The organism is Flavimobilis marinus (assembly GCF_900113055.1).
GTDB classification, from domain to species: Bacteria; Actinomycetota; Actinomycetes; order Actinomycetales; family Cellulomonadaceae; genus Flavimobilis; species Flavimobilis marinus.
In genome coordinates this window covers 476,842-502,767 of record NZ_FONZ01000001.1, presented here as the reverse complement: position 1 = coordinate 502,767, position 25,926 = coordinate 476,842, and the positions used below count along the sequence as shown (strand labels likewise).

At 73.0% G+C, this 25,926-nt stretch carries 28 protein-coding genes; 7 read left to right on the top strand and 21 right to left on the bottom strand.

Going from position 1 to position 25,926, the window contains the following annotated elements:
* Positions 1 to 2: 2 nt before the first annotated feature.
* Together guaB and BMZ30_RS02340 are read right to left on the bottom strand one after the other, a co-directional pair.
* Positions 3 to 1,520: an IMP dehydrogenase gene (guaB, locus tag BMZ30_RS02345; RefSeq protein WP_093374694.1), complete on the bottom strand. Its 1,518-nt coding sequence runs from the start codon at positions 1,518 to 1,520 to the stop codon at positions 3 to 5.
* Between the two features lie 43 nt (positions 1,521 to 1,563).
* Positions 1,564 to 2,649, bottom strand: a complete 1,086-nt coding sequence (locus BMZ30_RS02340) for a MerR family transcriptional regulator (RefSeq protein ID WP_093374692.1) — start codon at positions 2,647 to 2,649, stop codon at positions 1,564 to 1,566.
* Between the two features lie 258 nt (positions 2,650 to 2,907).
* Here BMZ30_RS02340 and BMZ30_RS02335 point away from each other — a divergent pair, with 258 nt between their 5' ends.
* The gene (locus BMZ30_RS02335; RefSeq protein WP_093374690.1) at positions 2,908 to 3,204 is read left to right on the top strand and encodes a WhiB family transcriptional regulator; all 297 of its coding nucleotides are present in this window, start codon (positions 2,908 to 2,910) and stop codon (positions 3,202 to 3,204) included.
* 231 nt (positions 3,205 to 3,435) lie between these two features.
* Here BMZ30_RS02335 and groES read toward each other — a convergent pair whose 3' ends face one another.
* A complete protein-coding gene (gene groES / locus BMZ30_RS02330) occupies positions 3,436 to 3,732 on the bottom strand; it encodes a co-chaperone GroES (RefSeq protein WP_093374688.1) in 297 nt (98 codons plus the stop codon).
* A gap of 243 nt (positions 3,733 to 3,975) precedes the next feature.
* Between groES and BMZ30_RS02325 the strand changes: the two genes are divergently transcribed.
* Together BMZ30_RS02325 and BMZ30_RS02320 are read left to right on the top strand one after the other, a co-directional pair.
* Positions 3,976 to 5,196: a class I SAM-dependent methyltransferase gene (locus BMZ30_RS02325; RefSeq protein WP_093374686.1), complete on the top strand. Its 1,221-nt coding sequence runs from the start codon at positions 3,976 to 3,978 to the stop codon at positions 5,194 to 5,196.
* 1 nt (position 5,197) lies between these two features.
* Entirely contained in the window at positions 5,198 to 6,334 is a 1,137-nt protein-coding gene (locus BMZ30_RS02320; RefSeq protein WP_093374684.1) for a glutamate--cysteine ligase, read from the top strand.
* A 19-nt stretch (positions 6,335 to 6,353) separates the two neighbouring features.
* Here the strand turns inward: BMZ30_RS02320 and BMZ30_RS02315 are convergent, their stop codons facing one another.
* Together BMZ30_RS02315 and tsaD are read right to left on the bottom strand one after the other, a co-directional pair.
* Complete coding sequence (locus BMZ30_RS02315; protein ID WP_093374682.1) at positions 6,354 to 6,917, bottom strand: hypothetical protein; 564 nt, start codon at positions 6,915 to 6,917, stop codon at positions 6,354 to 6,356.
* The gene (tsaD, locus tag BMZ30_RS02310; protein WP_093374680.1) at positions 6,914 to 7,957 is read right to left on the bottom strand and encodes a tRNA (adenosine(37)-N6)-threonylcarbamoyltransferase complex transferase subunit TsaD; all 1,044 of its coding nucleotides are present in this window, start codon (positions 7,955 to 7,957) and stop codon (positions 6,914 to 6,916) included. Before tsaD ends, BMZ30_RS02315 begins: the two co-directional genes overlap by 4 nt.
* Positions 7,958 to 8,068: 111 nt before the next feature.
* Between tsaD and BMZ30_RS02305 the strand changes: the two genes are divergently transcribed.
* Entirely contained in the window at positions 8,069 to 8,686 is a 618-nt protein-coding gene (locus BMZ30_RS02305) for a malonic semialdehyde reductase (protein WP_093374678.1), read from the top strand.
* 10 nt (positions 8,687 to 8,696) lie between these two features.
* Here BMZ30_RS02305 and BMZ30_RS02300 read toward each other — a convergent pair whose 3' ends face one another.
* The 7 genes from BMZ30_RS02300 to BMZ30_RS02270 are packed head-to-tail and all read right to left on the bottom strand — an operon-like array spanning position 8,697 to position 14,911.
* On the bottom strand, positions 8,697 to 9,575 hold the full coding sequence (locus BMZ30_RS02300; RefSeq protein ID WP_093374676.1) for a sulfurtransferase: 879 nt from the start codon (positions 9,573 to 9,575) through the stop codon (positions 8,697 to 8,699).
* Positions 9,576 to 9,624: 49 nt separating this feature from the next.
* The gene (gene rimI, locus BMZ30_RS02295) at positions 9,625 to 10,212 is read right to left on the bottom strand and encodes a ribosomal protein S18-alanine N-acetyltransferase (RefSeq protein ID WP_229828317.1); all 588 of its coding nucleotides are present in this window, start codon (positions 10,210 to 10,212) and stop codon (positions 9,625 to 9,627) included.
* Positions 10,209 to 10,895 (bottom strand): tRNA (adenosine(37)-N6)-threonylcarbamoyltransferase complex dimerization subunit type 1 TsaB, encoded by a 687-nt coding sequence (gene tsaB, locus BMZ30_RS02290; RefSeq protein WP_093374674.1) that lies wholly within the window; start codon positions 10,893 to 10,895, stop codon positions 10,209 to 10,211. Before tsaB ends, rimI begins: the two co-directional genes overlap by 4 nt.
* 5 nt (positions 10,896 to 10,900) lie before the next feature.
* Positions 10,901 to 11,419 carry a tRNA (adenosine(37)-N6)-threonylcarbamoyltransferase complex ATPase subunit type 1 TsaE gene (gene tsaE, locus BMZ30_RS02285; protein ID WP_093374672.1) on the bottom strand — a complete coding sequence of 173 codons (519 nt, stop codon included), beginning with the start codon at positions 11,417 to 11,419 and terminating at the stop codon, positions 10,901 to 10,903.
* Entirely contained in the window at positions 11,416 to 12,618 is a 1,203-nt protein-coding gene (alr, locus tag BMZ30_RS02280) for an alanine racemase (RefSeq protein ID WP_093374670.1), read from the bottom strand. Before alr ends, tsaE begins: the two co-directional genes overlap by 4 nt.
* The gene (locus tag BMZ30_RS02275) at positions 12,615 to 13,313 is read right to left on the bottom strand and encodes a sirohydrochlorin chelatase (protein ID WP_093374668.1); all 699 of its coding nucleotides are present in this window, start codon (positions 13,311 to 13,313) and stop codon (positions 12,615 to 12,617) included. Before BMZ30_RS02275 ends, alr begins: the two co-directional genes overlap by 4 nt.
* Entirely contained in the window at positions 13,310 to 14,911 is a 1,602-nt protein-coding gene (locus BMZ30_RS02270) for a bifunctional ADP-dependent NAD(P)H-hydrate dehydratase/NAD(P)H-hydrate epimerase (RefSeq protein ID WP_093375657.1), read from the bottom strand. The genes BMZ30_RS02275 and BMZ30_RS02270 overlap by 4 nt, the downstream gene beginning before the upstream one ends.
* 71 nt (positions 14,912 to 14,982) lie before the next feature.
* Here BMZ30_RS02270 and BMZ30_RS02265 point away from each other — a divergent pair, with 71 nt between their 5' ends.
* Positions 14,983 to 15,972 (top strand): LLM class F420-dependent oxidoreductase, encoded by a 990-nt coding sequence (locus tag BMZ30_RS02265; RefSeq protein ID WP_093374666.1) that lies wholly within the window; start codon positions 14,983 to 14,985, stop codon positions 15,970 to 15,972.
* A gap of 126 nt (positions 15,973 to 16,098) precedes the next feature.
* Here BMZ30_RS02265 and BMZ30_RS02260 read toward each other — a convergent pair whose 3' ends face one another.
* Positions 16,099 to 16,455, bottom strand: a complete 357-nt coding sequence (locus BMZ30_RS02260; protein ID WP_093374664.1) for a holo-ACP synthase — start codon at positions 16,453 to 16,455, stop codon at positions 16,099 to 16,101.
* A 10-nt stretch (positions 16,456 to 16,465) separates the two neighbouring features.
* Positions 16,466 to 18,331, bottom strand: coding sequence for a glutamine--fructose-6-phosphate transaminase (isomerizing) (gene glmS, locus BMZ30_RS02255; RefSeq protein ID WP_093374662.1), 1,866 nt, complete (start codon positions 18,329 to 18,331; stop codon positions 16,466 to 16,468).
* 118 nt (positions 18,332 to 18,449) lie between these two features.
* On the opposite strand from glmS, the gene coaA reads away from it, so the two are divergent.
* A complete protein-coding gene (coaA, locus tag BMZ30_RS02250) occupies positions 18,450 to 19,358 on the top strand; it encodes a type I pantothenate kinase (RefSeq protein WP_229828457.1) in 909 nt (302 codons plus the stop codon).
* On the opposite strand, the gene BMZ30_RS02245 is transcribed toward coaA, so the two are convergent.
* The 6 genes from BMZ30_RS02245 to trhO all read right to left on the bottom strand — a co-directional run bounded on the left by BMZ30_RS02245 (position 19,355) and on the right by trhO (position 24,474).
* Entirely contained in the window at positions 19,355 to 20,059 is a 705-nt protein-coding gene (locus BMZ30_RS02245) for a DedA family protein (RefSeq protein ID WP_093374658.1), read from the bottom strand. The two genes, coaA and BMZ30_RS02245, sit on opposite strands and share 4 nt — an antisense overlap.
* A gap of 99 nt (positions 20,060 to 20,158) precedes the next feature.
* A complete protein-coding gene (gene def, locus BMZ30_RS02240; protein ID WP_093374656.1) occupies positions 20,159 to 20,830 on the bottom strand; it encodes a peptide deformylase in 672 nt (223 codons plus the stop codon).
* On the bottom strand, positions 20,827 to 22,191 hold the full coding sequence (gene glmM / locus BMZ30_RS02235; RefSeq protein ID WP_093374654.1) for a phosphoglucosamine mutase: 1,365 nt from the start codon (positions 22,189 to 22,191) through the stop codon (positions 20,827 to 20,829). Before glmM ends, def begins: the two co-directional genes overlap by 4 nt.
* A gap of 142 nt (positions 22,192 to 22,333) precedes the next feature.
* A complete protein-coding gene (gene rpsI / locus BMZ30_RS02230; RefSeq protein WP_093374652.1) occupies positions 22,334 to 22,822 on the bottom strand; it encodes a 30S ribosomal protein S9 in 489 nt (162 codons plus the stop codon).
* Positions 22,823 to 22,876: 54 nt separating this feature from the next.
* The gene (gene rplM, locus BMZ30_RS02225) at positions 22,877 to 23,320 is read right to left on the bottom strand and encodes a 50S ribosomal protein L13 (RefSeq protein ID WP_093374650.1); all 444 of its coding nucleotides are present in this window, start codon (positions 23,318 to 23,320) and stop codon (positions 22,877 to 22,879) included.
* Positions 23,321 to 23,499: 179 nt separating this feature from the next.
* Positions 23,500 to 24,474, bottom strand: a complete 975-nt coding sequence (gene trhO / locus BMZ30_RS02220) for an oxygen-dependent tRNA uridine(34) hydroxylase TrhO (protein ID WP_093374649.1) — start codon at positions 24,472 to 24,474, stop codon at positions 23,500 to 23,502.
* A 63-nt stretch (positions 24,475 to 24,537) separates the two neighbouring features.
* Between trhO and BMZ30_RS02215 the strand changes: the two genes are divergently transcribed.
* Positions 24,538 to 25,014, top strand: a complete 477-nt coding sequence (locus BMZ30_RS02215) for a DUF5709 domain-containing protein (protein ID WP_219810170.1) — start codon at positions 24,538 to 24,540, stop codon at positions 25,012 to 25,014.
* A 48-nt stretch (positions 25,015 to 25,062) separates the two neighbouring features.
* Here BMZ30_RS02215 and truA read toward each other — a convergent pair whose 3' ends face one another.
* Complete coding sequence (gene truA / locus BMZ30_RS02210) at positions 25,063 to 25,926, bottom strand: tRNA pseudouridine(38-40) synthase TruA (RefSeq protein ID WP_093375655.1); 864 nt, start codon at positions 25,924 to 25,926, stop codon at positions 25,063 to 25,065.

Below are 25,926 nucleotides of genomic sequence, written 5' to 3'. Positions count from 1 at the left end.
GGTCAGCGACCGGTGTAGTTGGGCGCCTCGACGGTCATCTGGATGTCGTGCGGGTGCGACTCCTTCAGACCGGCCGGGGTGATCCGCACGAACTGGCCGCGCTCCTGGAGCTGCGGGATCGTGTGCGCACCGACGTAGAACATCGACTGGTGCAGGCCACCGACCAGCTGGTGGGCGACCGCACCGAGCGGGCCGCGGTAGGGCACCTGCCCCTCGATGCCCTCGGGGACGATCTTCTCGTCGTTCGTGACGTCCGCCTGGAAGTACCGGTCCTTGGAGTAGGAAGCCTTCTTGCCGCGCGAGGCCATCGCACCGATCGAACCCATGCCCCGGTACAGCTTGTACTGCTTGCCGTTGACGAAGACCAGGTCCCCCGGGCTCTCGTCGCAGCCCGCGAGCAGCGAGCCGAGCATGACGGTGCTCGCTCCGGCGACGAGCGCCTTGGCGATGTCGCCGGAGTACTGCAGCCCGCCGTCGCCGATCACGGGGACCCCGGCGGGACGGCACGCCAGGGAGGCCTCGTAGATCGCCGTCACCTGGGGCACGCCCACCCCGGCGACGACGCGCGTCGTGCAGATGGAACCCGGCCCGACGCCGACCTTGACGCCGTCCGCGCCCGCGTCGACGAGCGCCTGCGCGCCCGCGCGCGTCGCGACGTTGCCGCCGATGATCTGCACGCCCGCGAAGAACGGGTCCTTCTTCAGCCGCGTGATCATCTCGAGCAGCAACCGCGCGTGCCCGTTCGCGGTGTCCGCGACGAGCACGTCCACCCCGGCGTCGGCGAGCGCTCCGGCTCGGTCCATCGCGTCCCCGAAGAACCCGATCGCCGCACCGACGCGGAGGCGGCCCTCGTCGTCCTTGGTCGCGTCCGGGTACTGCTCGGTCTTGACGAAGTCCTTGACGGTGATGAGGCCGCGCAAGCGCCCGGCCTCGTCCACCAGGGGGAGCTTCTCGATCTTGTTCTTCCCCAGGAGGGCCGCGGCGTCCTCCCTGCTGATGCCCACGGGCCCCGTGACGAGCGGCATGGGCGTCATGACCTCGCGAACGGTCCGGCGGGCGAAGTCGCTCGGCGCGACGAACCGCAGGTCGCGGTTGGTGATGATGCCGACGAGGATGCCGTCCGGGTCCGTGACCGGCAGCCCTGACACCCGGTACTGCCCGCACAGCGCGTCGAGCTCGGCGAGGGTCACGTCCGGCGCGACCGTGACGGGGTCGGTGATCATCCCGGACTCGGACCGCTTGACCATGTCGACCTGCGTGGCCTGGGCCTCGATCGACAGGTTGCGGTGCAGGATGCCGATGCCGCCCTGGCGAGCCATGGCGATCGCCATCCGCGCCTCGGTGACGGTGTCCATCGCGGCGGAGACCAGCGGCACGGCGACCGAGATCTCCCGGGTGAGCTGCGCGGTCGTGTCCACCTCGCTCGGGATCACGTCCGTCTCGTTGGGGAGCAGCAGCACGTCGTCGTAGGTCAGACCGGTGAAGCCGAAGGGATCGCGGGCGGGGGTCGTCTCAGTCACCTGCCCATCGTACGGCGCTCCCGCGACCGGTCCCGAGCCGGTCTCAGTCCTCGCGCGACGCGATCGCGTGCACCTCGTAGAACAGTCCCGAGAAGCTCCGCACCCGCTGCACGTTCGCGGACAGCGGCAGGTCAGAGGCGGCCTCGTCGTTGCTGAGCCCGACGAAGATCGGCAAGTCGGGGTTGGCCTCGTGCAGCGAGCCGATGATCCCGAGCTCCGGCTGGGCGATGCCGGTCACGAGCACGACCGCCGCCGGCCGGACCATCGTGACGACCTCCTGCGCGCGGTGCGCGTTCGCCGGACCGGTGACGATGCGCGCGACGACACCACGGCTGTTCAGGGCCGCCGCCATCGTGTGCGCGGGGAGCGGGTAGGGCTCGCCCGGTGCCGTGAAGATCAGCACGATCCGGCGCATCTGGCTCGGGTGCGCGGTCCCACCGCTGCGCGCCTCCTGGTGCTCGCGGATGACGCGCATGGCGGCGCTCGTGAGCACCATGGCCGGCGCCTCGCCGGGCTTGGCGAGGACGGTGCGCTCTCCCAGCTTGTCGAGCGCCGGGGACACCAGGTGCGTCCACCAGCGCAGGACGTCGCTCTCGGGGCCCAGGCGCAGCAGGCTGGCGGTCGCGCCGCCGTCGTGCTTGAGCGCCGCGTCCACCACGTCGGACGGGGAGACCGCCGTGGCGGTCGTCGACCCGGTGCCCGGGCGCTGGAAGTGCACGACCTTCGGACGCGACGGATCCTCGGGCGGCATCACGGGGCGAGCCTGCTCCTTGGACTGGGCCTCCTGCTGGGCCGAGACCGCGCTGGCGCGGCGAGCGCGCTCGACGTCGAGGTCGGCCTCGAGCGCGGCACGGGCGGCGTCGCCCGGAGCGACACCCTCGAGCGTGAGCCGGCGCATCACCATCAGGCGCAGGACGTCGTCGCGGGTGTACCGGCGGTGCGAGCCTGCGGACCGCTCGGAGGGGCCCAGCCCGTAGCGCCGGTCCCAGGTCCGCAGCGTGGCAGGAGCGACGCCGAGGCGACGGGCGACCACCGCGACGGCCACCCCCGGCTTGGCCCGCGCCGCCGAGAGCTCGACCGGCTTGTCGGTCGGGCTGTCGTCAGGGCGTCCAGGTTCCGAGGTCGGCATGACTCGATTCTGCCCAGCATCTTGACCGGAACGCCACTAGAACGCGCCAGGGCGCCCTGCACGTCGGGACCTGGCGCGATTGGCGCGAAGCCCCCCGACCGCCGACCCACTTCTGAAACGATTCGGAGGCGGCGCTGAATCGCTTCAGATCGAGACTTGAACAACTTCTGAAACGGTTGTACGGTTCAGGCAGCGCAGCGGAAGGGCCTCGGTCCTCCCGCACGACGACATCGCGAACCACTTCTTCAGGAGGTCACCATGACTGAGCTCTCCCGTCTCCCCGGCCCCGTCATGGACCTCTGGGAGTGGCAGTACCAGGGGTCCTGCCGCGACTACGACGACACCCTGTTCTTCCACCCGGAGGGGGAGCGCGGCAGCGCGCGCCGCAAGCGCGCCGAGGCCGCCAAGGCGATCTGCGCCTCGTGCCCCGTGCTGATGCAGTGCCGCGAGCAGTCGCTCAAGGTGCGCGAGCCCTACGGCGTGTGGGGCGGGCTGAGCGAGGAGGAGCGCGCAGCGATCCTCGCCGACCAGCAGCGCGTCGCCGCAGTGAGTTGACCCCCGATCCCATCGCACGGCGTCGGCGTGTCAGCCCGGTGAGGTGATCACCGGCATCGCCGCCGCCGGAGCGATGAGTACCAGAAGCCCCGCAGCCCTCGGGTTGCGGGGCTTCTTCACGCCCGGGCTGGGACCAACGAGCGAGCGGCGCCGCGGCCGCGAAGAGCGCGCAGACGCAGACGGGCCCCGCACCACGAGGGTGCGGGGCCCGTCCAGGCTTGCGGGACGTCGTCAGCCGACGACGACCGCCAGCACGTCGCGCGCCGAGAGCACGAGGTACTCCTCGCCGGCGTACTTGACCTCGGTGCCGCCGTACTTGCTGTAGATGACCTTGTCACCCACGGCGACGTCGAGCGGGACACGGTTGCCGTTGTCGTCGATGCGACCGGGGCCGACAGCGAGGACCTCGCCCTCCTGCGGCTTCTCCTTGGCGGTGTCCGGGATGACCAGGCCAGAAGGCGTGGTCAGCTCAGCGTCGAGCGTCTTGACGACGATCCGGTCTTCGAGCGGCTTGATGGGGACCGACACAGCGGACCTCCCCCTTCGCGTTGAAACCTACGGGTGGATGGGCTGAGCGGCTCAGGCGCCCCGGGCGTCGTCGCGGGTGCCGACCGGGACCTGGTCCGCTCTCACCTCTGGCGAGGTGTTCCGAGGCCAAATCTAGGACGTGGTTAGCACTCGGTCAAGGTGAGTGCCAATGCGGTGGGAGCGGACGCCTCGCCCCACGGCCCGCCGGGCGCACGCTACCTGTGCCCGTGGCAGGATCGGCGCATGGATGACGCCGCGCTGACCAAGCTCCTGCAGCCGGAGGGCTGGGGCCTGCTGAACGCGATGCCGCCCTACGAGGAGAAGCTGGCGATGGCGATGTCCGGCTCCCTGCGCGACAAGGGCGTGGACCCCGACCTCGTCGCCGCCGTCCTGACGCAGTCCCGGCTGCGGACGCGCGGCCGGGAGAAGTTCGGCGAGTTCGCCGACGGGATGCTGTTCACGCCCGCGGGCCTCGAGCAGGCCACCCGGCTCTCCGTGGGCGCCCAGCACGCCGGCCGTTTCCGCGCCGCAGGCACCCAGAAGATCGCCGACCTCACGTGCGGGATCGGGGCCGACTCCATGGCCTTCGCGGCCTCCGGCCTGCGCGTCCTGGCCACCGAGATCGACGAGCTCACCGCAGCGATCGCCACCGTGAACCTCCGCCACTTCCCGGAGGCTGAGGTGCGGCTCGGTGACGGCCTGGCACTCGACCTGACCGCCGAGGGCGTCGACGGCGTCTACGCGGACCCCGCCCGACGGACCTCGAGCGGCAAGCGTGTGTTCGACCCCCGCGCGTACGAGCCGCCGCTGGACGCCGTCTGGGCGCTGCGCGACGCCGTGCCCGCCCTGGGCATCAAGGTCGGCCCCGGCATCGCCCACGACGGGCTGCCCGCGGACGCCGAGGCCCAGTGGGTCTCGCTCGACGGAGACGTCGTCGAGGCCGGCCTGTGGTTCGGCCCCCTCGCCCCGGACGGCCCCGGGCGTTCTGCGCTCGTGCTGGTCACCACGCCCGAGGGCGTCCGCGGTCACGCCGTCCCTCCGGTCACCGGGCCCGACCTCGCCGACGCCGGTCCGCTGCAGGACTACCTGTACGAGCCCGACGGCGCGGTGATCCGCTCGGGGCGCGTCGCCACCGTCGCGCGCGAGCTCGACGGCCACCTGCTGGACCCCACGATCGCGTACGTGACCACCGCGCACCCGCGCCCCGGCTATGCGCTCGCGCGCGGCTACCGGGTGCTCGACGTCATGCCGTTCGGCCTCAAGCGCCTGCGCACCTACCTCCGCGAGCGCGACGTCGGACGCCTGACCATCAAGAAGCGGGGCACCGCGATCGTCCCCGAGCAGCTGCGCAAGCAGCTCGACCTGCGGGGATCGTCAGAACGCACCATCGTGTGCACCAGGGTTGCCGGCGCACAGTCGGTGATCGTCGTCGAGCCCTTGGCCGCTGACCACCAGGACGGGTGACATGCATCTTCCCTTCGCCGCCTCCGAGCGGTCCACGATCGGCATCGAGTGGGAGCTCGCGATCGTGGACAAGGACTCGGGCGACCTGCGCCAAGTCGCCCAGACCGTCATCGACGCCGTCGCGCCGGCGGACGGAGGCCAGCACCCGCACATCCGCCAGGAGCTGCTGCTGAACACCGTCGAGATCGTCTCGGGTGTGTCCCGCACGGTGCGGGAGGCCGGCGACGACCTCGAGCGCAGCATCGCGGAGATCCAGGAGATCCTCGACCCGCTGCGCGCCGAGCTGATGTGCGCGGGCACCCACCCGTTCGGCCGGTGGAGCAACCAGCGGGTGACGGACAAGGAGCGGTACGCGACGCTGATCGACCGGACCCAGTGGTGGGGACGGCAGATGCTGATCTACGGCGTGCACGTGCACGTCGGCATCGAGGACGTGGCGAAGGTCCTGCCCATCCAGAGGGCCCTGCTCTGCTACTACGGCCAGCTGCAGGCGCTGTCCGCGTCGAGCCCGTTCTGGGGCGGCAAAGACACCGGTTACGCGTCGAACCGCGCGCTGATGTTCCAGCAGCTCCCGACGGCGGGGCTGGGCTTCCAGTTCGAGACCTGGGAGCAGCTGGAGGGATACGTCGCGGACATGATGCACACGGGCGTGATCGACCAGTTCGACGAGGTGCGCTGGGACCTGCGTCCCTCCCCGCGCTTCGGGACGCTCGAGACGCGGATCTGCGACGGCGCGTCCAACATCACCGAGGTGCTCGCCTTTGCCGCGCTCAACCACTGCCTGGTGGAACACCTGTCGACCATGCTCGACGAGGGCAAGGAGCTGCCGACGATCCCGCCGTGGTTCGCGCAGGAGAACAAGTGGCGCTCGGCCCGGTACGGCATGGACGCGATCATCATCCTCGACCGCGAGGGCAACGAGGAGCTCGTGCGCGACTCGATCGCCCGCCTGCTCACCGAGCTCGAGCCGACGGCGGCCCGGCTCGGCTGCCTCGCGGAGCTCGACGGCGTCCGGACGATCCTGCACAAAGGCGCGAGTTATCAGCGCCAGCGGGCCGTCGCGCGGCGCAACGCTGGCGACCTGCCCGCGGTCGTGGCTGCGCTCGTCGCCGAGATGCGCGCTGGGCGACCCCTCTAGCCGGCCACCCGGTCGGGCGTCAGCCCCACGTCCAGCTCGACAGGAGCGCTTCCAGGTCCGTGCCGCTCGCGGCGTCAGCGCGCAGGTGCCCGACGGCGAAGAGCCAACCTTCGCGCTCGAAGATCCAGTCGGTGAGCAACCGCCCGCCGCTCCCCGTCGTGGTCTCCTGTCGCACGACGAGCCCCAGGCCCGCGCGCTGCTCGTAGCCCAGGTCGATCACGGTCAGCTCCGACGCGTCCGCCCCCTCGCCCCACCGCGCCAGAGGCGGGTGCTGATCTGCCGGCCCGAGGCAGACCACCAGCAGGAAGGACTCGTCGCCGAGCCGGAACATCGTGCTCTCGCCGCCTCCCTCGGGCTCGGTCGGAGCCCGGTACGCGTGCGCGGGGCAGCCCCCCGCCTCCCCTGCGGCGCGCCGGACGACCACGGGGAGGTGGTCGAACGGCACCGGAGCCACGGTGGCGGCATCGACCTCCGTCGGGCCCGAGCCTGCCCGGTCGACGACCGTCACCGCCACCGCGGCGGCGACCGCCAGCAGGGCGACGGCCGCGACCGTGAGCAGCGCGAGCCGCCAGGTCCGCGTCACAGGTGCACGAGCGTGAGGGGCATGGATGAGTCGACCCCGAACCGCAGGTCCGACGCTGGCGCACCAGACCGGACGACCGCCGAGCCCAGCGCGGCGATCATGGCGCCGTTGTCGGTGCAGTAGCGAATCGGCGGGATGCGTAGCGTGATGCCGGCCTCGGCGCAGCGGGCGGCAGCCATCTCCCGCAGCTGGGAGTTGGCGGAGAAGCCGCCACCGATGACGAGGGTGTCGACGTCGTGCCGTTCGCACGCCCGGATCGTCTTGACCGTCAGGACGTCGGCGACCGCCGCCGCGAAGGAGGCCGCGACGTCGTGCAGCGGGATGTCCTGGCCGGCGTCCTGGCGCGCCTCGACCCACCGGGCGACGGCCGTCTTGAGCCCCGAGAACGAAAAGTCGTAGGCGTGCTCGGCCTGGTCCTTGGGCAGCGTCAGGGCGCGCGGGAACCGGATGGCCTCCGGGTCCCCCTCCCGGGCGAGCCGATCGATGTGCGGGCCGCCGGGGTACGGCAGCCCGAGGAGCCGACCGACCTTGTCGAACGCCTCGCCCGCGGCGTCGTCGAGCGTCTGGCCGAGCTCGGTGACGTCCGAGGCGATGTCGTCGACCAGAAGCAGTGAGGAGTGCCCGCCCGAGACCACGAGGGCGAGCGCGCGCTCGGGGAAGGCGCCGTGCACGAGCTCGTCGACGGCGGCGTGACCGATCACGTGGTTGACGCCGTACAGCGGCTTGCCGAGGCCGACGGCGAGCGCCTTGGCGGCCGAGGCGCCGATCGTCAGGGGGCCGACGAGCCCGGGCCCGGCGGTCACCGCGATCGCGTCGACCTCGCTCAGGTCGACGTCCGCCTGTGCGAGCGCGCTCTGGATCGTCGGGACCATCGCCTCCAGGTGGGCGCGCGAGGCGACCTCGGGGATGATGCCGCCGAACCGCGCGTGCTCCTCCATCGAAGAAGCGACCTGGTCGACCAGGAGCTCGCGGCCGCGGACCAGCGCGACGCCCGTCTCGTCGCACGACGTCTCGATGCCCAGGACCAGGGGTTCGCTCATGCCGCCCAGGGTAGTGCGCGCGGACCACCCGCCGTGAGTCGGCCGTCCGGGCATGACGCGGCTCACACTGCCGCGCGGAATCCCCCCGACCCGCCGGGGCGTTCACCGACCATGACCACCAGCACCGAGACTCCGACCCTCGCCGTCACCGCCGACGTCGCCGACCTCCTGTTCCGCGAGGCGCGCACCGTCAACGCGTTCGCGCCCGACGACGTCCCCGAGGAGCTGGTGCACGCCGCGTACGACCTCACCCGCTGGGGCCCGACCGCGATGAACACCTCCCCGCTGCGCTACGTCGTCGTCCGGCGCGGGGCTGGCCGCGAGCGCCTCGCCGCGCACATGGCCGAGGGCAACCGCGAGCGCGTGCTGGCCGCGCCGCTCACGGTGGTCCTCGCGTCCGACCCGGCGTTCCACGAGACCATGGGCGTGCTCGCGCCCCACGCGAGCGCGGTCGCCGCGTCCCTGGCCGAGCAGGAGGCCACCCGGGTCGCGATGGCCCGGGACAACGCCCACCTCCAGGCGGGCTACCTCGTCGTCGGGCTTCGCTCCGCCGGGCTGCACGTGGGGCCCATGGGCGGCATGGACGCCGCGGGGATCGACGCCGACCTGCTCGCGGGCACCGGCTGGCGGTCGTTCCTCGTGCTCAACGTCGGCCTGCCGGCCGCCGAGGGCGCCACCCGTCCCCGCGCCGCACGCCTCAGCCCCACCGAGGTCTCGCGCACGCTCTGAAGCCTGCCGGTCAGTCCCCGGTCGCCGCCGGGCGCTCCGGGTCGTGGGACCACTGGGACCAGGACCCGGGGTAGAGCGCCGCGGTGACACCGACCGCGGCCAGCGCCAGGACCTCGTGGCTCGCCGTCACCCCTGACCCGCAGTAGACGGCGACCGGCTGGTCGGGACCCGCCACCCCGGGCTGGTGCGACTCGACGTCGACGCCGAGGGCCTCGAAGCGGCGCCGCAGGGCCTCATCGGCGAGAAACAGGCCGGCGTCGGACAGGTTCTCGTCGGTGGGGGCGCTCACGGCGCCGGGGACGTGGCCGGCACGGGGGTCGACCGGCTCGATCTCTCCACGGAACCGTTCGCGCGCACGCGCGTCGAGCACGACGGCGTCGTCGCGCCCGGCGAGCGTGGCGACGCCGTCTGCCTCCACCACCGGGAGCTGGCCGCCGACGAGGCTGACGTCCCCGGGCGGGACTTCCGTCTCCCCGCCTACGAGCTGCCCGCCGCCGGCGGCCCACGCGTCGAGCCCCCCGTCGAGCAGACGCACGTCCACGCCCGCCCACCGCAGCAGCCACCAGGCCCGTGCAGCGCTCCGGCCACCTGCGTCGTCGTAGACGACGACCTCGCTGCCGGCGCGCACGCCCCACCGGCGGGCGTCACGCTCGAGCGCCGCGACGTCCGGCAGGGGGTGCCGTCCGCGCTCCGCGGACGGGGCGGACGCCAGCTCCGTGTCGAGGTCCACGTACACGGCGCCGGGCAGGTGCGCCGCGAGGAACCGCTCGTGCCCGTCGTCGCGTCCGAGCGCCCAGCGCACGTCCAGCAGGTGCACCGGCTTGCCGGAGTCCAGCATGCCCTGCAGCTCGCTCGCGCTGACCAGGACCGTGCTGCGGGTGGGGCTCATCCGATGGCTCCTCTCGTCGCGGGCTCCGTCGCCCGTGGGTCACTGCGGATCAGGCTGTCGCGCCCTCAGCGGGTCCCGGCTGCAGCACGAGCTGCATCGTGTGCGCGTCCACGTCCTCGGGCTGGTAGTACCGCTTGCGCAGCCCGATCCGGACGAATCCCGCGCGCTCGTACATCGCGATCGCGGCGTCGTTGTCGACGGCGACCTCGAGCACCATGCTCAGCGCACCGATCTCCCGGGCGCGCTCCACGAGTGCACGGAGCATGATCGCGCCGACCCCCTGGCGCTGTACGGCCGGGTCCACCCCGATCGTCATGACGTGGGCGTTGTCCCCGTCGAACCACAGCCCCGCGTACCCCACCAGCGGCTGGGGCGCGCCCTCGACCGCAGGCTCGGCCGCGACGTACCAGCGCCCGTTGCCGCGCAGCTCCTCGGTCAGCATCCCCATGGTCCAGGCGCTCGGTCCGAACAGCGCGGTCTCGAGCGCAGCGACGCGGGTGACGTCCGCCCACGCGAGCGGCCGCAGCCGCACCGCGGGCCGCGGCTCAGGCTCCGTGGCCGGGGCGTCCTCGGCGACCAGCTGGCGGTGCAGCGACAGGTCGAGCGTCATCTCGAGGTCCGGGTCGAGCTCGCTCATGCGGTCGCCCGCTTCCGGGCGTTGGGCACCTGCGCGTCCGGGCGCCGGAGGTAGAGCGGCTGGACGGGGAGCTCGGCACCGTCCGCGAGCGCGCGCGCCGCGAGGCGGGCGAGCACGACCGGGTCCGGCGTCACCGGAGCGTCGCGGACCAGAGCGCCCGCCGCCGTCAGCTCCTCCCGGTAGAGGACGCCCCCGGCGCCGACGACGACCGTCCCGGCGAGGTCGAGCTCCGCCGCGACCGCCGCCGCGGTACCGACCGACGGCTCACCGTCGGGGATCGCACGGCCCTCGGCGTCGACGACGTAGCTGCGCCAGTAGATCTCCCTGCGCCGTGCGTCGGTCGCGACGAGGACCCGCGTGCCCGTGGGAGCGGCGGCCTCCTGAGCCAGGACGTCGAGGCTGCACACACCCGCGACCGGGAGGCCCGCGGCGAGCGCGAACGTCCGCGCGGTCACCAGGCCGACGCGCAGGCCGGTGAAAGGGGCGGGCCCGGTGCCCACGACGACCCGCGACAGGTCGCGCGGGCCGAGGCCTGCGCGCGCGAGCAGGTCCGCGATCATCGGGCCGAGCTCCTCGGCCTGACGCCGGGGCTCCGTGACGGCGGCCTGCGCCAGCGCGGCACCGTCGTCCGCGACGATCGCGGCGGCGACGGCACCAGAGGTGTCGAGTGCGAGAACAGGCATACGGGTCAGCCTACGTGGGCCGCCACATCCACGTGGGCCCACCGGGGGCCGATCGTGGTGATCGTCACGTGCCGCACTCCCGCGGCAGCGTCCTCGTCCTCGGCCACCTCACCGCGCGGGCGCTCGAGCACGAGCTCGAGCCGGTCCTCGGCGAGGGACTCCACGAGACCGCTGCCCCACTCCACCACGGTGACCGACTCGTCGAGTGAGGTGTCGAGGTCGAGCGCGTCCACGTCGTCGAGCGAACCGAGCCGGTAGGCGTCGACGTGCACGAGCGCGGGACCGCCGACGAGCGACGGATGCACGCGTGCGATCACGAACGTCGGCGACGCGACCTGGCCGCGCACCTGCAGCCCGGTGCCGATGCCCTGCGTGAGCGTCGTCTTGCCCGCACCGAGGTCGCCGGTGAGGACCACGAGGTCGCCTGCCCGCAGCAGACCCGCGAGCGCGCGGCCGAACGACTGCGTGGCCGCCGCGTCCGCCAGCTCGAACGTCCAGGTCCGTGCGCCGTCGGGCGTGCTCATGCGTCCTCCCCCAGGTAGCGACGCGGTACCCGGCTGCCCAGGCGCGTCGTGATCTCGTAGCTGATGGTTCCTGCTGCGTCGGCCCAGTCCTGCGCCGTCGGCCCGCCGTCGTGCCCGTCGCCGAACAGCACCACGGTGTCCCCAGCCTGCTCGAGGGCGTCGGGGCCGAGGTCGACGACGACCTGGTCCATGCACACCCGGCCCGCGATCCGCAGGGTCCGTGCGCGCGCGCCCTCACCGACGCGGACGGGGCCCCCCGGGCCCGCGTCGCCGCCCGAGGCGTGGCGCGGCACGCCGTCGGCGTATCCGAGCGGGACGATCCCGACCTTCGTGCGCTGCGCCGTCGCGTACGCGTGGCCGTAGGAGACGCCGTGCCCCGCGGGCAGCGTCTTGACCGTGGCGAGGCGTGCCTCGAGCCGCATCGCCGGGCGCAGGCCGAGCTCCGCCGCCGAGGCGATCGCGGGGACCGGCGACAGCCCGAACACGGCCAGGCCAGGGCGCACCAGGTCGTAGTGCAGTCGGGGCTCGGTGAGCGTGGCGGCAGAGTTGGCCAGGTGCCGCAGCCGCGGCGGGCAGCCCGCGCGCTCCGCGAGCCGGACGGCCTCGTCGAACGCGTCCCGCTGCGCGCGGACCGACGGATGGGCGGGGTCGTCCGCGCAGGCCAGGTGCGACCACAGCCCTTCGAGCTCCAGCGCGCCCTCGCGCACCTGCGCGGCGATCCGCGCGAGCGCCCAAGGGAGCTCGTCGTAGGACATGCCGTTGCGACCGAGGCCGGTCTCGACCTCGAGGTGCACGCGCGCCGGGCGTCCGCGCTCTCCAGCAGCCCGGACGACCGCGTCGAGCACCGGCAAGGACGCGACCGACACGTCGACCCCGGCCGCGACCAGGTCTGCCAGCGGGGCGTCGGGCGCGGTGAGCCACGTCAGGAGCCGCGCGTCGACGCCGGCGGCGCGCAGCGCGAGGGCCTCCGCCGGCTGGGCGACCCCGAGCCACGTCGCTCCGCCCGCGAGCGCTGCTCGCGCGCTCGGGACGAGGCCGTGGCCGTAGCCGTCCGCCTTCACGACCGCCATCACCGCCGCGCCGGCTGCCGTGTCGACGAGCCGGGCGATGTTGCTACGGATCGCCGCGAGGTCGACGACCGCCTGGGCCGGGTAGTACGGATCCGTCACGCCGGTGATTGTCTCACCCGGCGCGGTCATGACGTGCGGGCACCCGCGGCGTCCCGGGCCGCCCGGTAGCGGTCGAGGACGATCTCGGCGAGCCGCGGGTCGGGCGCGAGCGGTGCGGTGACGACGTCCGCTCCGGCCTCGTGCAGCCGGTCCAGGAAGAATCCCGGGGCCAGGAGGTAGGAGGCGAGGACGACACGCGCCCCGTCCGGCGCTCCCGCACGCAGCTGGGCGACGACGTCGGGCACCCGGGGCTCGACCCCGCCGTAGGCGACCGTCACGTCTGTCCCCCACCGCTCGCGCACCGCCGTGAGCATCGACTCGACAGCCGTGATCGCGCGCGCGTCGCTCGATCCCGCGGCCGCGAGCACGATGACGTCGTCGGGGCGCGCGCCGGCCTCGTGCAGACGCTCCACGACGATGTCCACGAGGCGCGGATCAGGGCCGAGCGTGCCGGCGGCCGCGGCCCCGGAGGACTCGGCGGCCTCGGCGATGTCGACGTAGGTGTGGAAGCCGGCGGACAGCAGCAGCGGGACGATCACCACGTCCTCGGCGGGCGTCGTCGCGGCGGCGACCTCGACCAGCGACGGGGACTGGACGTCGACGAACGCCTCGCGGACGTCGATCTCCGGCGCGAGCCGGGCCACGTCCGCCACGATCGTGGCCACCGCGGAGCGCCCTCGCGCGTCGTCGGTCCCGTGCGAGCACGCGACGAGCACCTCACTCATCGTTCCTCCCTCGTGATCAGTCTCGCGATCGTACGCGGCAGAGCCTCGACGAGCATCGAGGCGCTCACGGGCCCGCCGGGGTTCGCCGTCGTGGCCGCCCGGCCGTGCACGAGCGCCGCGAGCGCCGCGAGCCGCACGACGAGCCCCGGGTGCTGCACGGCCTCCTCCGCGCGCGCGGCGAGCAGGGTGCCCAGCAGCCCGGCGAGGACGTCGCCTGCGCCGGCGGTCGCCAGCCACGCTGGGGCCTCGGCCTGGCTGAAGGTGCCGCCCGGGCCGACGACGACCGTCGTCGCGCCCTTGAGCAGCACCGTCGCTCCCGTCAGGTCGCAGGCCCGCCGTGCCCAGCGGTACGGCTCGGCCTCGATGTCCTCGCGCACGAGGGTCTCGCCGCGCTCGCCGAGCAACCGGGCCAGCTCGCCCGCGTGCGGCGTGAGCACCACCCACGGCGCACAGCGCTCCGGGAGCGCGGCGAGGGCGCCGGCATCCACCACCACGGGGCGGATCCCGGCGTCCGCCGTCGGCCCCCACACTCCGGTGGGCGCGAAGTAGCCGCGCGACCCCAGACCTGCTTCCCCGAGGGCCTCCTGGACGTGACGGGCCTGCTCGCCGTCCTCGGGGTCGACGCCCGGTCCCAGGACCCACGCCTGTACCCGTCCGCTCCCGGGCACGACCTCCGGGTGCGCGGCGAGCACCGCCGCGGCAGGCTCGGCCGGCCCGACGTACCGGACCATCCCCGCCCCCGAGCGCACCGCCGCCCCGACGGTCAGCACGGCCGCCCCCGGGTATGTCGCCGTCCCCGCGACCACGCCGACGACTCCCCGCCGGTACTTGTCGTCCGACGGGCGTGGGACCGGCCACGCACCCGGCACGTCGGCGTCCTGGAGCCGGTGGACGGCGTCGAGACCCTCCGCCGGCCCGCCCACGTCGCCCGGCTGCGCGGCAGGCACGTCGAGGTCCAGGTCGACGAGCTCCACGTGCGGCGCGTGCCCTGCGGCCGGCGGCAGCAGCAGCCCGGGCGCGAGCGCACCGCAGGCCAGCGTGAGGTCGGCCGGGAGCACCGGCCCGGGCACGGTCCCGTCCCCGACCCCGATCCCGCTCGGGACGTCGACGGCGAGGACGAACGGCCGGTGGTCCGCGGCGAGCAGCTGGCGGACGAGCCGCGCGGCGTCGCCCCGCAGCGCGCCCGTCGCACCGATGCCGAGGAGCGCGTCCACGAGCAGGTCGGCGTCGAGCGCGAGGCGCGCCGCACCGGGAAGGCCGAGCGCTTCCGGGCCGGCACCGGCCCGCCGCACCGCGACACCGGCCGCGTCCGCCGCGGCCAAGCCACCCTCGTGCACCCGGTCCCCCAGCTGCACGACCGTCACGCGGGCGCCGCGGCGGGCGAGGCGCGCCGCGGCGTGCAGACCGTCACCACCGTTGTTGCCGGGGCCCACCAGGACGACGACGACAGCACCGCGCACGGCACCCTGCCGGCCGCGCAGGACCTGCGCGGCGCGGGCGGCGATCGCCGCCGCCGCGCGTTCCATGAGGGGCACGCCGGCCGCGAGCAGCGGCTCCTCGGCTGCCCGGACGCGGTGCACACCGACGGCTTCGATCATGCACGCCATGATGCCTCACTCACCGTCCGCGGGCAGGGGCACCAGCACCCCCGAGGTCCTACGCTGGTCAGATGGAACTCGGACTCTTCATCCCTCAGGGCTGGCGCCACGACCTCGTCGGCATCCCGGTCACCGAGCAGTGGGACGTCATGTCCTCGCTCGCCACGCACGCCGACGCCGGATCGACCTTCTCGTCGATCTGGGTGTACGACCACTTCCACACCGTGCCGGAGCCCACGACCGAGGCCACGCACGAGGCGTGGGCGCTGATGGCCGCGTTCGCGGCGTCGACGTCACGGGTCGCCCTCGGGCAGATGTGCACGTGCATGGCCTACCGCAACCCCGCGTACCTCGCGAAGGTCGCCGCGACGGTCGACGTGATCAGCGGCGGCCGCGCCCTCATGGGCATCGGCGCCGGCTGGTACGAGCACGAGTGGCGCGCGTACGGCTACGGCTTCCCGCGGGCGGGCGAGCGGATCGAGATGCTGGACGAGGGTGTGCAGATCATGCGCCAGATGTGGTCAGAGGGCTCGGCGACGCTCGACGGCAAGCATTACCAGGTCGACGGCGCGCTCTGCTACCCGCAGCCCGTGCAGGACGGCGGCATCCCGCTGTGGATCGCCGGCGGCGGTGAGAAGAAGACGCTCCGGATCGCTGCCCGCTACGCCGACTACACGAACTTCGACGGCTCGCCCGAGGGCTTCGCGCACAAGTCCGCGGTCCTCGCGGAGCACTGCCGCGACCTCGGCCGCGACATGGACGAGATCACGCGCTCGGCCAACTACAACGTCGTGATCGCCGAGACCGAGCAGGGCGTCGAGGACCAGCTCGCCTGGCTCGCCGACCGCTACCGGGCGGCGCTCCCCGAGCGCGCCGACGCCATGGCGGCGGACCTGCGGGACCAGCCCCTGGTCGGGACGCCCGAGCAGATTGTCGAGAAGCTCACCGAGCTCGAGCGGCTGGGCATGACCTACGCCATCACGTACTTCCCCGGCGTCGCGTGGGACCGCTCGCCCCTCGAGCTGTTCGAGCGCGAGGTGGTCCCGAACCTTACGGCCTGACCCACTCCCCACCCCGCCTCGTCGAGTGCCCCGACTCTGCGGTCGAGCGCCCTGACTTCTCCGATCTCAGTGGCCGAGCCCGGCAGCTTCGGGGCGCTCGGTCGTGGGAGGCGTGCGCGGGGGCGATCAGCTCGTCTCGAGGACCACGAACGCCGTCGCGATACCGGCGTCGTGGGAGAGGCTGAGGTGCCAGGCGCGGACGCCGAGCTCCGCGCCGCGCTCGGCGGCCGCGCCACGGACCACCAGGACCGGTGCCGCACCGTCGCGGCGGGTCACCTCGACGTCGTGCCACGACAGGTCACCCGGGTTGCCGAGGGCCTTGCCCACCGCCTCCTTCGCCGCGAAGCGGCCCGCGAGCGAGCGCAGCGGCAGGAGCCGCTCGGCCGGCGTGAAGAGCTTCTCGGCCAGGCGCGGCACGCGGGCCAGGCGCTGTCCCAGGCGCGCGACGTCGACGACGTCGACCCCGATGCCGACGATGCTCACGCCGGCCGGGTCACTCGACCGTGACGGACTTGGCCAGGTTGCGCGGCTGGTCGACGTCGAGACCCTTGGAGGTCGCGAGCTCGCAGGCGAAGATCTGCAGCGGGACGGTCGTCAGCAGCGGCGCGAGGAGCACGGGCGACTGCGGGACCCAGAAGACCTCGTCCGCGTACGGCAGCACGTCGTCGTCCCCGGCCTCGGCCACCACGATCGTGCGCGCCCCACGTGCCCGGATCTCCTGGATGTTCGAGACCACCTTCGAGTGCAGCGAGTCACGCCCGCGCGGCGACGGCACGATGACGATGACCGGCTGGCCCTCGTCGATCAGCGCGATCGGGCCGTGCTTGAGCTCACCCGCGGCGAACCCCTCCGCGTGGATGTACGCGAGCTCCTTGAGCTTGAGCGCGCCCTCGAGCGCGACCGGGAAGCCGACGTGCCGACCCAGGAACAGGACCGACGAGGCCTCGGACATCGAGCGTGCGACCTCGCGCACGTGCTCGGCGCCGTCGAGGATCTCCTGGATGCGCGCGGGCATCAGGCGCAACTCGTCGAAGACCTCGGCGACCTCGTCCGGGTACTTGTTGCCCCGGAGCTGGGCGAGGTAGAGACCGAGGATGTACGCGGCGGTGATCTGGGACAGGAACGCCTTGGTGGAGGCGACGGCGACCTCGGGTCCGGCGTGCGTGTAGAGCACGGCGTCGGACTCGCGCGGGATGGTCGAGCCATGGGTGTTCACGATCGCGATGACCTTCGCACCCTGCTCCCGGGCGTGCCGCACCGCCATGAGCGTGTCCATCGTCTCGCCCGACTGCGAGATCGCGACCACGAGGGTCTGGGCGTCGATGATCGGGTCGCGGTAGCGGAACTCGTGCGCGAGCTCCACCTCGACGGGGATGCGGCACCAGTGCTCGATCGCGTACTTGGCGACGTGGCCCGCGTAGGCGGCGGTGCCGCACGCGACGACGATGATCTTGTCCACGCTGCGCAGCACGGACTCGTCGATGCGCAGGTCGTCCAGGACGATCTGGCCGCGCTCGTCGGTGCGGGCCAGCAGCGTGTCCCCGACCGCCTGCGGCTGGTCGTGGATCTCCTTGTCCATGAACGACGCGAAGCCGCCCTTCTCCGCGGCTGCCGCGTCCCAGTCGACCGTGTACCGGCGCCCCTCGGCAGGGTTGCCGTCGAAGTCCGTCACCGTCACCGAGTCCGGCGTGATCGTCACGACCTGGTCCTGCCCGAGCTCGAGCGCCTCCTTGGTGAACGCGATGAAAGCCGCGACGTCGGAGCCGAGGAAGTTCTCGCCCTCACCCAGGCCGACGACGAGCGGGGAGTCGTGGCGAGCACCGACGACGACGTCGGGCTGGTCCGCGTGCACCGCGAGCAGCGTGAAGGTGCCGTGCAGCCGCCGCGACACCATGCGCATGGCCTCGGCGAGGTCGCCGGAGGTCGCGTAGGCCCGCGCGACGAGGTGGGCGGCGACCTCGGTGTCGGTCTCCGAGAGGAACGTGACGCCGGCCGCGACGAGCTCCGCCTTGAGCGGCGCGAAGTTCTCGACGATCCCGTTGTGGATCAGCGCGAGCTGGCCGCCTGCTGCCAGGTGGGGGTGGGCGTTGGTGTCGTTGGGCGCGCCGTGGGTCGCCCACCGCGTGTGGCCGATGCCGGCGACTGCGTCGTGCATCGGATGCTCCACGAGAGCCTGCCGCAGGTTCGTCAGCTTGCCGGCGCGCTTCGCCGCAGCGACCGTGGCCGCACCCGGTGTGACGAGCGCGACGCCCGCCGAGTCGTACCCGCGGTACTCGAGCCGGCCGAGTCCCTCCATGAGCACGTCGAGGGTTCGGGAGGACGCAGCAGCTGAGGTGACATGACCGACGATTCCGCACATGAGGGCGAGTCTACCCACGGCCCGGAAGGCCGTGGTTTCCGCGCAGGGCCGTGCGTCGTGGACAATCACCCTCGTGAACCGCCACCCAGCGCCGGTGCCGCCCTCGGTCTATGTCGAGATGGGCCGCACCTCCTGGAGCGCGCTGTCGGAGTCGACGCCGCTCCCCCTCACCGCGACCGACCTCGAGCGCCTGCGCGGGCTGGGCGACCCGATCGACCTTGCCGAGGTCGAGGCGATCTACCATCCGATCTCGCGCCTGCTGAACCTCTACGTCCGCGCGACACGCGGTCTGCACGCCGCGACGTCCACGTTCCTGCACGAGGACACCGGCAGCACGCCGTACGTCATCGGCGTGGCGGGGTCCGTCGCCGTGGGCAAGTCCACGACCGCGCGCGTGCTGCGCGAGCTCATGGCCCGCTGGCCCGAGACCCCCAAGGTCGACCTCGTCACGACGGACGGGTTCCTGTACCCCAACGCTGAGCTCGAGCGCCGCGGTCTGATGGACCGCAAAGGCTTTCCGGAGTCGTTCGACCGGCGCGCCCTGGTGCGCTTCCTCACCAAGGTCAAGGCCGGTCGTCCGGAGGTTCGCGCGCCCGTCTACTCCCACGTCACCTACGACATCGTCCCCGGGCAGGAGGTCGTGGTGCGCCAGCCCGACGTGCTGATCGTCGAGGGCCTGAACGTCCTGCAGCCCGCCCGCCCCACGATGGACAACTCGAGCCTGGCGGTGAGCGACTTCTTCGACTTCTCCATCTACGTCGACGCGCGCACCCGTGACGTCAAGCAGTGGTACATCGACCGGTTCCTGTCGCTGCGGGAGACGTCGTTCTCGCGCCCGGCGTCGTACTTCAGCCGGTACGCCACGCTGACCGACGCGGAGGCCGTCGCGAAGGCGGAGCAGATCTGGGACTCGATCAACGCCCCGAACCTGGACCAGAACATCATCCCGACGCGCTCGCGCGCCACGCTCGTTCTCGCCAAGGGCGCCAACCACGCGATCGAGCGCGTGCGGCTGCGCAAGCTCTAGGCGACGCGCTCGCGATCGCTCCCGGCGTCGTCCGTGAGGATCCCCTCGACCTCCGGCTGCTCGCCGGTGCGGGTCGGCCCGCCGCGCCGCAGCGCGAGCCGCCCCAGCACCTGGTCGAGGACGAAGCCTGAGGCGATGCCGATCACGATCCCGATGGCCATCGCCAGCAGCGGGCGGTGGCCGAGCCAGCTCGCCGCCGCGAGACCGATCGCCACCGAGTACGCGGCCCAGGTGAGACCTGCGACCCCACTGATGGCCATGAAGCTATGACGGCGGTAGCCCAGCGCGCCCGCGCTGAAGTTCACCGCGACCCGCCCGATCGGCACGTACCGCGCCGCGAGGATGAACGACGCACCCCGGGCCGAGAGCGCCTGCCGCGCCCACGCCACCGCTCGCTGGCCGCGCGGTCCGCGCAGGAACGGTACCCGGTCGGTGCCGACCGCTCGTCCGATGGCGTAGGCGATCTGGTCCCCCGTCCACGCGCCCACCGCAGCCACGACGAAGACGCCGGCCATGTGCGGCGAGCCCGTGGTCGAGGCAGCGACGGCGAGCGTGATCACGACGGACTCGCTGGGCACCGGCGGGAAGAAGCCGTCGATCGTCGCCAGGCACAGCAGGGCGACGTAGATCCACGGTGACGCCGCCAGCGCCAGGATCCACGTCTCGATGTTCTGGCTCACGTCAGTGATGAGCTCGCCCACGGCACCTCGTCTGCTCGGGATCGACGCGCCGGCCCTGCGGCACGCCTGCACCAGCCTACGGGCCGGGCCGGAGGCTGGACAGTCCTGGCCGACCTCGGTTCAGCTGTCGAGCCGGAAGCCGAGCGCTCCGGCGGCTGCCCGTGGCGTGGCCTCGCCCGCCCAGGCTCGCGCGTACATCTCGTTGGTGCTGAGCGACCGCGTCTCGACCGAGTCGACGTACAGGACGCCAGCGAGGTGGTCGGTCTCGTGCTGCACGATGCGCGCCGGCCAACCGGTCAGCACCTCGTCGAGCTCGCGCCCCTGCTCGTCCTGGCCGCGGAGCCGGACGGCGCGGGGCCGGCGCACGACTCCCTGGTAGCCGGGCACGCTGAGGCAGCCCTCGTAGAACGCCCGGTCCTCGTGCCCGACCCGCTCGTACGACGGGTTCACGAGCACGCGTGGCGGCAGTACCGTCCGCTCGCGCTCGTCCGCTGCGGCCTCCATCCCGGCGGGCAAGCCGGGGTCCTCGAGCACCGCGATCGCGAGCGGCAGGCCGATCTGGGGCGCAGCCAGACCGACGCCCGGAGCCGCGCGCATGGTCGCCCGCATCACGTCCAGGAGCGCCGGGAGGAGGTCGCCCACCTGACCCGTGTAGGGCTCAGCCGGGCGCCGGAGCACCGGGTGACCGGCCTCGACGATGGCGACGACGCCGTGCTGTGCGCCGGCGAGCAGCCGAGCGACTGCCGCGCGTGCGTCAGCGTCGACGGGGCCGTGCCAGGCGTCCGGCCTCACAGCGCGAGCGAGGTCCGCACGACGTCGGCGAGCCGCGCAGCGGTGCGGTCAGCCTGGTCCTGCGTCGCCGCCTCGACCATCACGCGCACGAGCGGCTCCGTGCCCGACGACCGCAGGAGCACCCGCCCGGTCTCCCCCAGCTCGGCCTCGGCGGTCGCGACCGCCTCGAGCAGCGTGGGATCGGTCGAGGCACGCGCCTTGTCGACGCCCGGCACGTTCAGCAGCGTCTGCGGCAGCCTCGTGATCACGGAGCCGAGGTCTGCCAGACGTCGACCCGTCTCTGCGACCCGCGCGGCCAGCTTGAGCGCCGTGAGCACGCCGTCCCCCGTGGTCGCGTACTCCGAGAGGATGATGTGGCCGGACTGCTCGCCACCGAGGCTGTACCCCTCGGCGCGCATCGCCTCGAGGACGTAGCGGTCCCCGACGCCCGTCTGGACGGTCGCGATCCCGGACTCGCGCATCGCGAGGATCAGACCCAGGTTGCTCATCACCGTGACGACGAGCGTGTCGCTCGCGAGGCGGCCCTGGTCGCGCAGCGTCAGGGCGAGGATGCCCATAATCGCGTCGCCGTCGACGAGGGTGCCCGTGTGGTCGACGGCCAGGCAGCGGTCGGCGTCTCCGTCGAACGCGACGCCGAAGTCGGACTCCGAGGCGACGACGACGGCCTGGAGCTGCTCGGGGTGCGTCGAGCCGCACTTCTCGTTGATGTTCCGGCCGTCGGGGGACGCGTTGATCACCACCACGTCGGCCCCCGCCGCGCGCAGCGCCGCGGGCCCGACCTCGCTCGCCGCCCCGTTGGCACAGTCCACCGCGATCCGCAGGCCGGCGAGCGGTGTCGCGTCGCCGGTGCCGCCGACGCTCGCGACCAGGTGCTCGACGTACTGCTCACCCGCGCGCCCGCTGTCGGTGGAGATGCGGCCGACAGCGGCGCCGACCGGACGTTCCCAGTCCTCACGGAGGCGGGCCTCGATGGCGTCCTCGACGTGGTCGTCGAGCTTGACGCCGCCGCGCGCGAAGAACTTGATCCCGTTGTCTGGCATGGCGTTGTGGGACGCGGAGAGGACCACGCCGAGGTCGACCCCGGTCGTCCCCGTGAGGTAGGCGATACCGGGCGTCGGCAGCACGCCCACGTTCACCACGTCCACGCCGGCGCTGGCGAGGCCTGCGGCGACGGCGGCGGACAGGAACTCACCCGAGGCGCGCGGGTCGCGTCCGACGACGGCGCGTGGGCGGTGTCCTTCGAACTCGCCGGAGGATCCCAGCACGTGGGCGGCGGCGACCCCGAGGTCGAGCGCGAGCTCTGCCGTGACGTCGCGGTTGGCGAGCCCTCGCACGCCGTCGGTGCCGAAGAGGCGTCCCATGTGTTCCTTCCTGGGGCGCCGCGGCGGCGCCCGGAGCATCGTACTGCGCGCCCTGCCGCTTCGCCGGTGCGCCCGCACGTCGCGGGCCGGAACGCAGAAGGGCCCGACGGCGAACCGTCGGGCCCTTCGGTGCAGCGCTGGATCAGCGCTTGGAGTACTGGGGCGCCTTGCGGGCCTTCTTGAGCCCGGCCTTCTTGCGTTCCACGACGCGGGCGTCGCGGGTCAGGAAGCCGGCCTTCTTGAGCGCCGGGCGGTTGTGCTCGGCGTCGATCTCGTTGAGGGCGCGAGCGATGCCGAGGCGCAGCGCGCCGGCCTGCCCGGAGATCCCGCCGCCGTTGATGCGCGCGACGACGTCGAAGCGACCCTCGACGTCCACGAGCTTCAGCGGGGAGTTGGCGACCTGCTGGTGGACCTTGTTCGGGAAGTACTCCTCGAGCGTGCGCCCGTTGATCTTCCACTGTCCGGTGCCGGGGACGAGCCGCACGCGGGCGATCGCCTCCTTGCGGCGCCCGAGGGCCTGAGCCGGGGCGGTGATCGACTGGCCGCGGCCCGTGGGGGCAGCAGACTCAGAGGTGTAGGTGCTGGGGGTCTCTTCGTCCAGCGTGTCGGTGTCGACGGTGGTCTCGGCCACTGGTGGTGTCCTCGCGTCCTGTGTTAAGGCGATGTGAGCGTCAGCAGGCGGGGCCTACTGCGCAACCTGGGTGATCTCGAACGGCTGGGGCTGCTGGGCGGCGTGCGGGTGCTCCGCGCCACGGTAGATCTTCAGCTTGGCCAGCTGGTTGCGGCCGAGGGTCGTCTTGGGGAGCATGCCCCGCACGGCCTTCTCGACGGCGCGCTCGGGGTTCTTCTCCAGGAGGTCGGAGTAGGAGACGGCGCGCAGACCACCCGGGAAGCCCGAGTGGTTGTAGGCGATCTTCTGCTCGCGCTTGTTCCCGGTCAGCGCAACCTTCTCGGCGTTGATGACGATGACGAAGTCGCCGCCGTCAACGTGCGGCGCAAAGGTCGCCTTGTGCTTGCCACGCAGCAGGGTAGCCACGTGGGTGGCCAGACGGCCCAGGACGACGTCAGTCGCGTCGATGACGTACCAGGTGTGCTGGAGGTCACCGGGCTTCGGGGTGTACGTACGCACGGTCGTAGCCTTCGTTTCGTTTCGTGTGTCATCTCCGGCACACGGGAGTCCGCGTCCGGTGAGGTCGGTGAGGGCTTCACTAAGACCTAGCGAGTGGGCGCACCGGTCACGAGGGGAAGCACAACGACTGCCAACGATAGCCGCCCGGGCACCCTGAGGTCAAAAGGCCGTACGTCACATCAGTGCCCGGCCGCCCGGACGGCCCCGCTGTCGTGGTCGGCGTCGGCGGCTGGGACCGCGACGGGACGGCGACGATCGGACGCTCCCGGACGCGCCGCGACGCACGCGGAGCAGCGCTGCTCCGCGACCGTGGGGGCGCAGCCGCCGCACACCAGCCGCAGCGTCGTGCACGCGGCGTCGGCGCAGTTGCGGTACTCGGCAGTCGCCTGGCGGCACTCCTCGCACGTGCCGAGGGACGTCGCGGTGCCGTCGAACTCGACGTGCATGCGCTGGTCGAACACGTAGAGCGAGCCCTCCCACAGACCCGCGGACCCGAACTCCTCGCCGTAGCGGACGATCCCGCCGTCGAGCTGGTAGACCTCCCCGAAGCCGCGGCGGGTCATCAGCGCCGACAGGAACTCGCAGCGGATCCCGCCGGTGCAGTAGGTGACGACGGGCCGCCCCCGCAGATGGTCGTACCGCCCCGAGTCCAGCTCCGCGACGAACTCGCGCGTGGTGCGCACGTCGGGGACCACCGCGCCGCGGAACCGACCGATCTCCGCCTCGAACGCGTTGCGCCCGTCGAACATAACGACGTCGTCTCCACGCTCGGCGACCAGGGCGTGCAGGTCCGTCGGCGACAGGCGACGCCCCCCGCCCACGACGCCCTCGGCGGTCACCTCGACCTCGTCCGGCACACCGAAGCTGACCAGCTCGGGGCGGACCTTCACGCTCAGCCGCGGGAAATCAGCCCCGGTCCCCTGGGACCACTTCACGTCGATGTCCGCGAAGGCTGGGTGCTGGCGCGTGACCTTGACGTACTGCTTGAGCGCCTCGACCGTCCCGCCGAGGGTCGCGTTGATGCCCTGGGGCGAGACGATCACGCGCCCGGTGAGCTGGTGCTGCTGCGCGAGGCTGCGCTGCCAGAGCTGGACGGCGACCGGGTCGGGCAGCGGCGCCAGGCCGTAGAACAGCACGATCTTGTACGTCGCCATGGTGCCATCCTACGAGCGCAGCGTCCCGTGGCGGAGCCCGCAGGCTCGTGCCAGTGTGGGGACATGAGCAGCGAGATCACCCCACCGCACCCGACCGGCCCCGGGACGTTCGCCGAGGGCGACTCCAACCAGCTCGAGGCGCAGGAGACCCTCGACGACCGCGGGGTGGACGACACCCTCGACGAGGGATACACCCCGCCCGAGCGGGACCGCCCCAACCACTACGGCGAGACGGACTGGGAGCAGAGCGCCGGCGAGCCCTTCGACCGTCGCCTCGCCCAGGAGGAGCCCGAGATCTGGGAGGCTCCCGAGAAGGGTGCCCGCGAGCTGGACCGCGCGGGGCGGCTCACGGGCGATGCCGGTGCGGAGCAGGGGCGTGAGAACGACATCTTCGTCCGAGACGTGGGGATCGACGGCGGCGCTGCCTCGGCCGAGGAGGCCGCGGTGCACATCGTCGACGAGGACGACGTCCCGGGCCTCACCGACCGCGACGCCGACGAGCAGCAGGCGGACCTGATCGAGGACGACGACGACCGCTGACCTGTCGCGGTCCGGGGACCACGGAGGCGGGCCGAGCGCGCAAGCGGGTCAGTGAGCCTCCTCGTCCATCCGACGCGCCCGGACAGCCTCGGCCCGGGCCGCGAGCTCGTCGTCCGCGGGGTAGACGACCTCCTCCAGCACGAGGCCGTGCGCCGCGACGACGTGGACACCCGGCTGGCGCACCCGTGCCAGGAGCAGCCGCTCGGGCCACCGGACGTCCTGGCGCCCCTCCCCCACGGCCAGCGACGCCCCGACTAGTGCCCGCACCATGTTGTGGCAGAACGCGTCGGCCTGCACCGACGCGACGACGAGTCCTGCGTCTGCCCCGCTGTCCGGGCGCGTCCAGGAGAGCTCCTGCAGCTCCCGGATGGTCGTCGCCCCCTCCCGGGGACGGCAGAACGCGGCGAAGTCCCGCAACCCGAGCAGCGGTGCCACGGCCGCGCTCATGGCGGCGACGTCGAGGCGCGTGCGCGTCCACAGCACCGCGTCACGTCGGAGCGGGTCGCGGGCCGCGGGATGGTCAGCCACCCGGTACGTGTACCGGCGGCGCAGCGCGCTGAACCGCGCATCGAAGCCGGGCGGCGCCAGCCGCGCCCGGTGCACGACGACGTCGGTCGGGAGGGTGCCCGCCAGGCGCCACACGAGCGCCTCCTCGGGAGCACGCGCCGACCGGCCCGGCAGCGCCTGCCAGGCCTCGGGCGGCAGGTCCACGTGCACCACCTGCCCGCGCGCGTGGACCCCGGCGTCCGTACGCCCGGCGACCGTGACGGGAAGCCGACCCGCGCGGGTCACGCGCTCGATCGCATCCTCCACCACACCCTGCACGGTGCGGAGCGCGGGCTGGCGCGCCCAGCCCGCGAACTCGGTCCCGCGGTAGGACAGGTCGAGGCGCACACGGATCACGCGCACCAT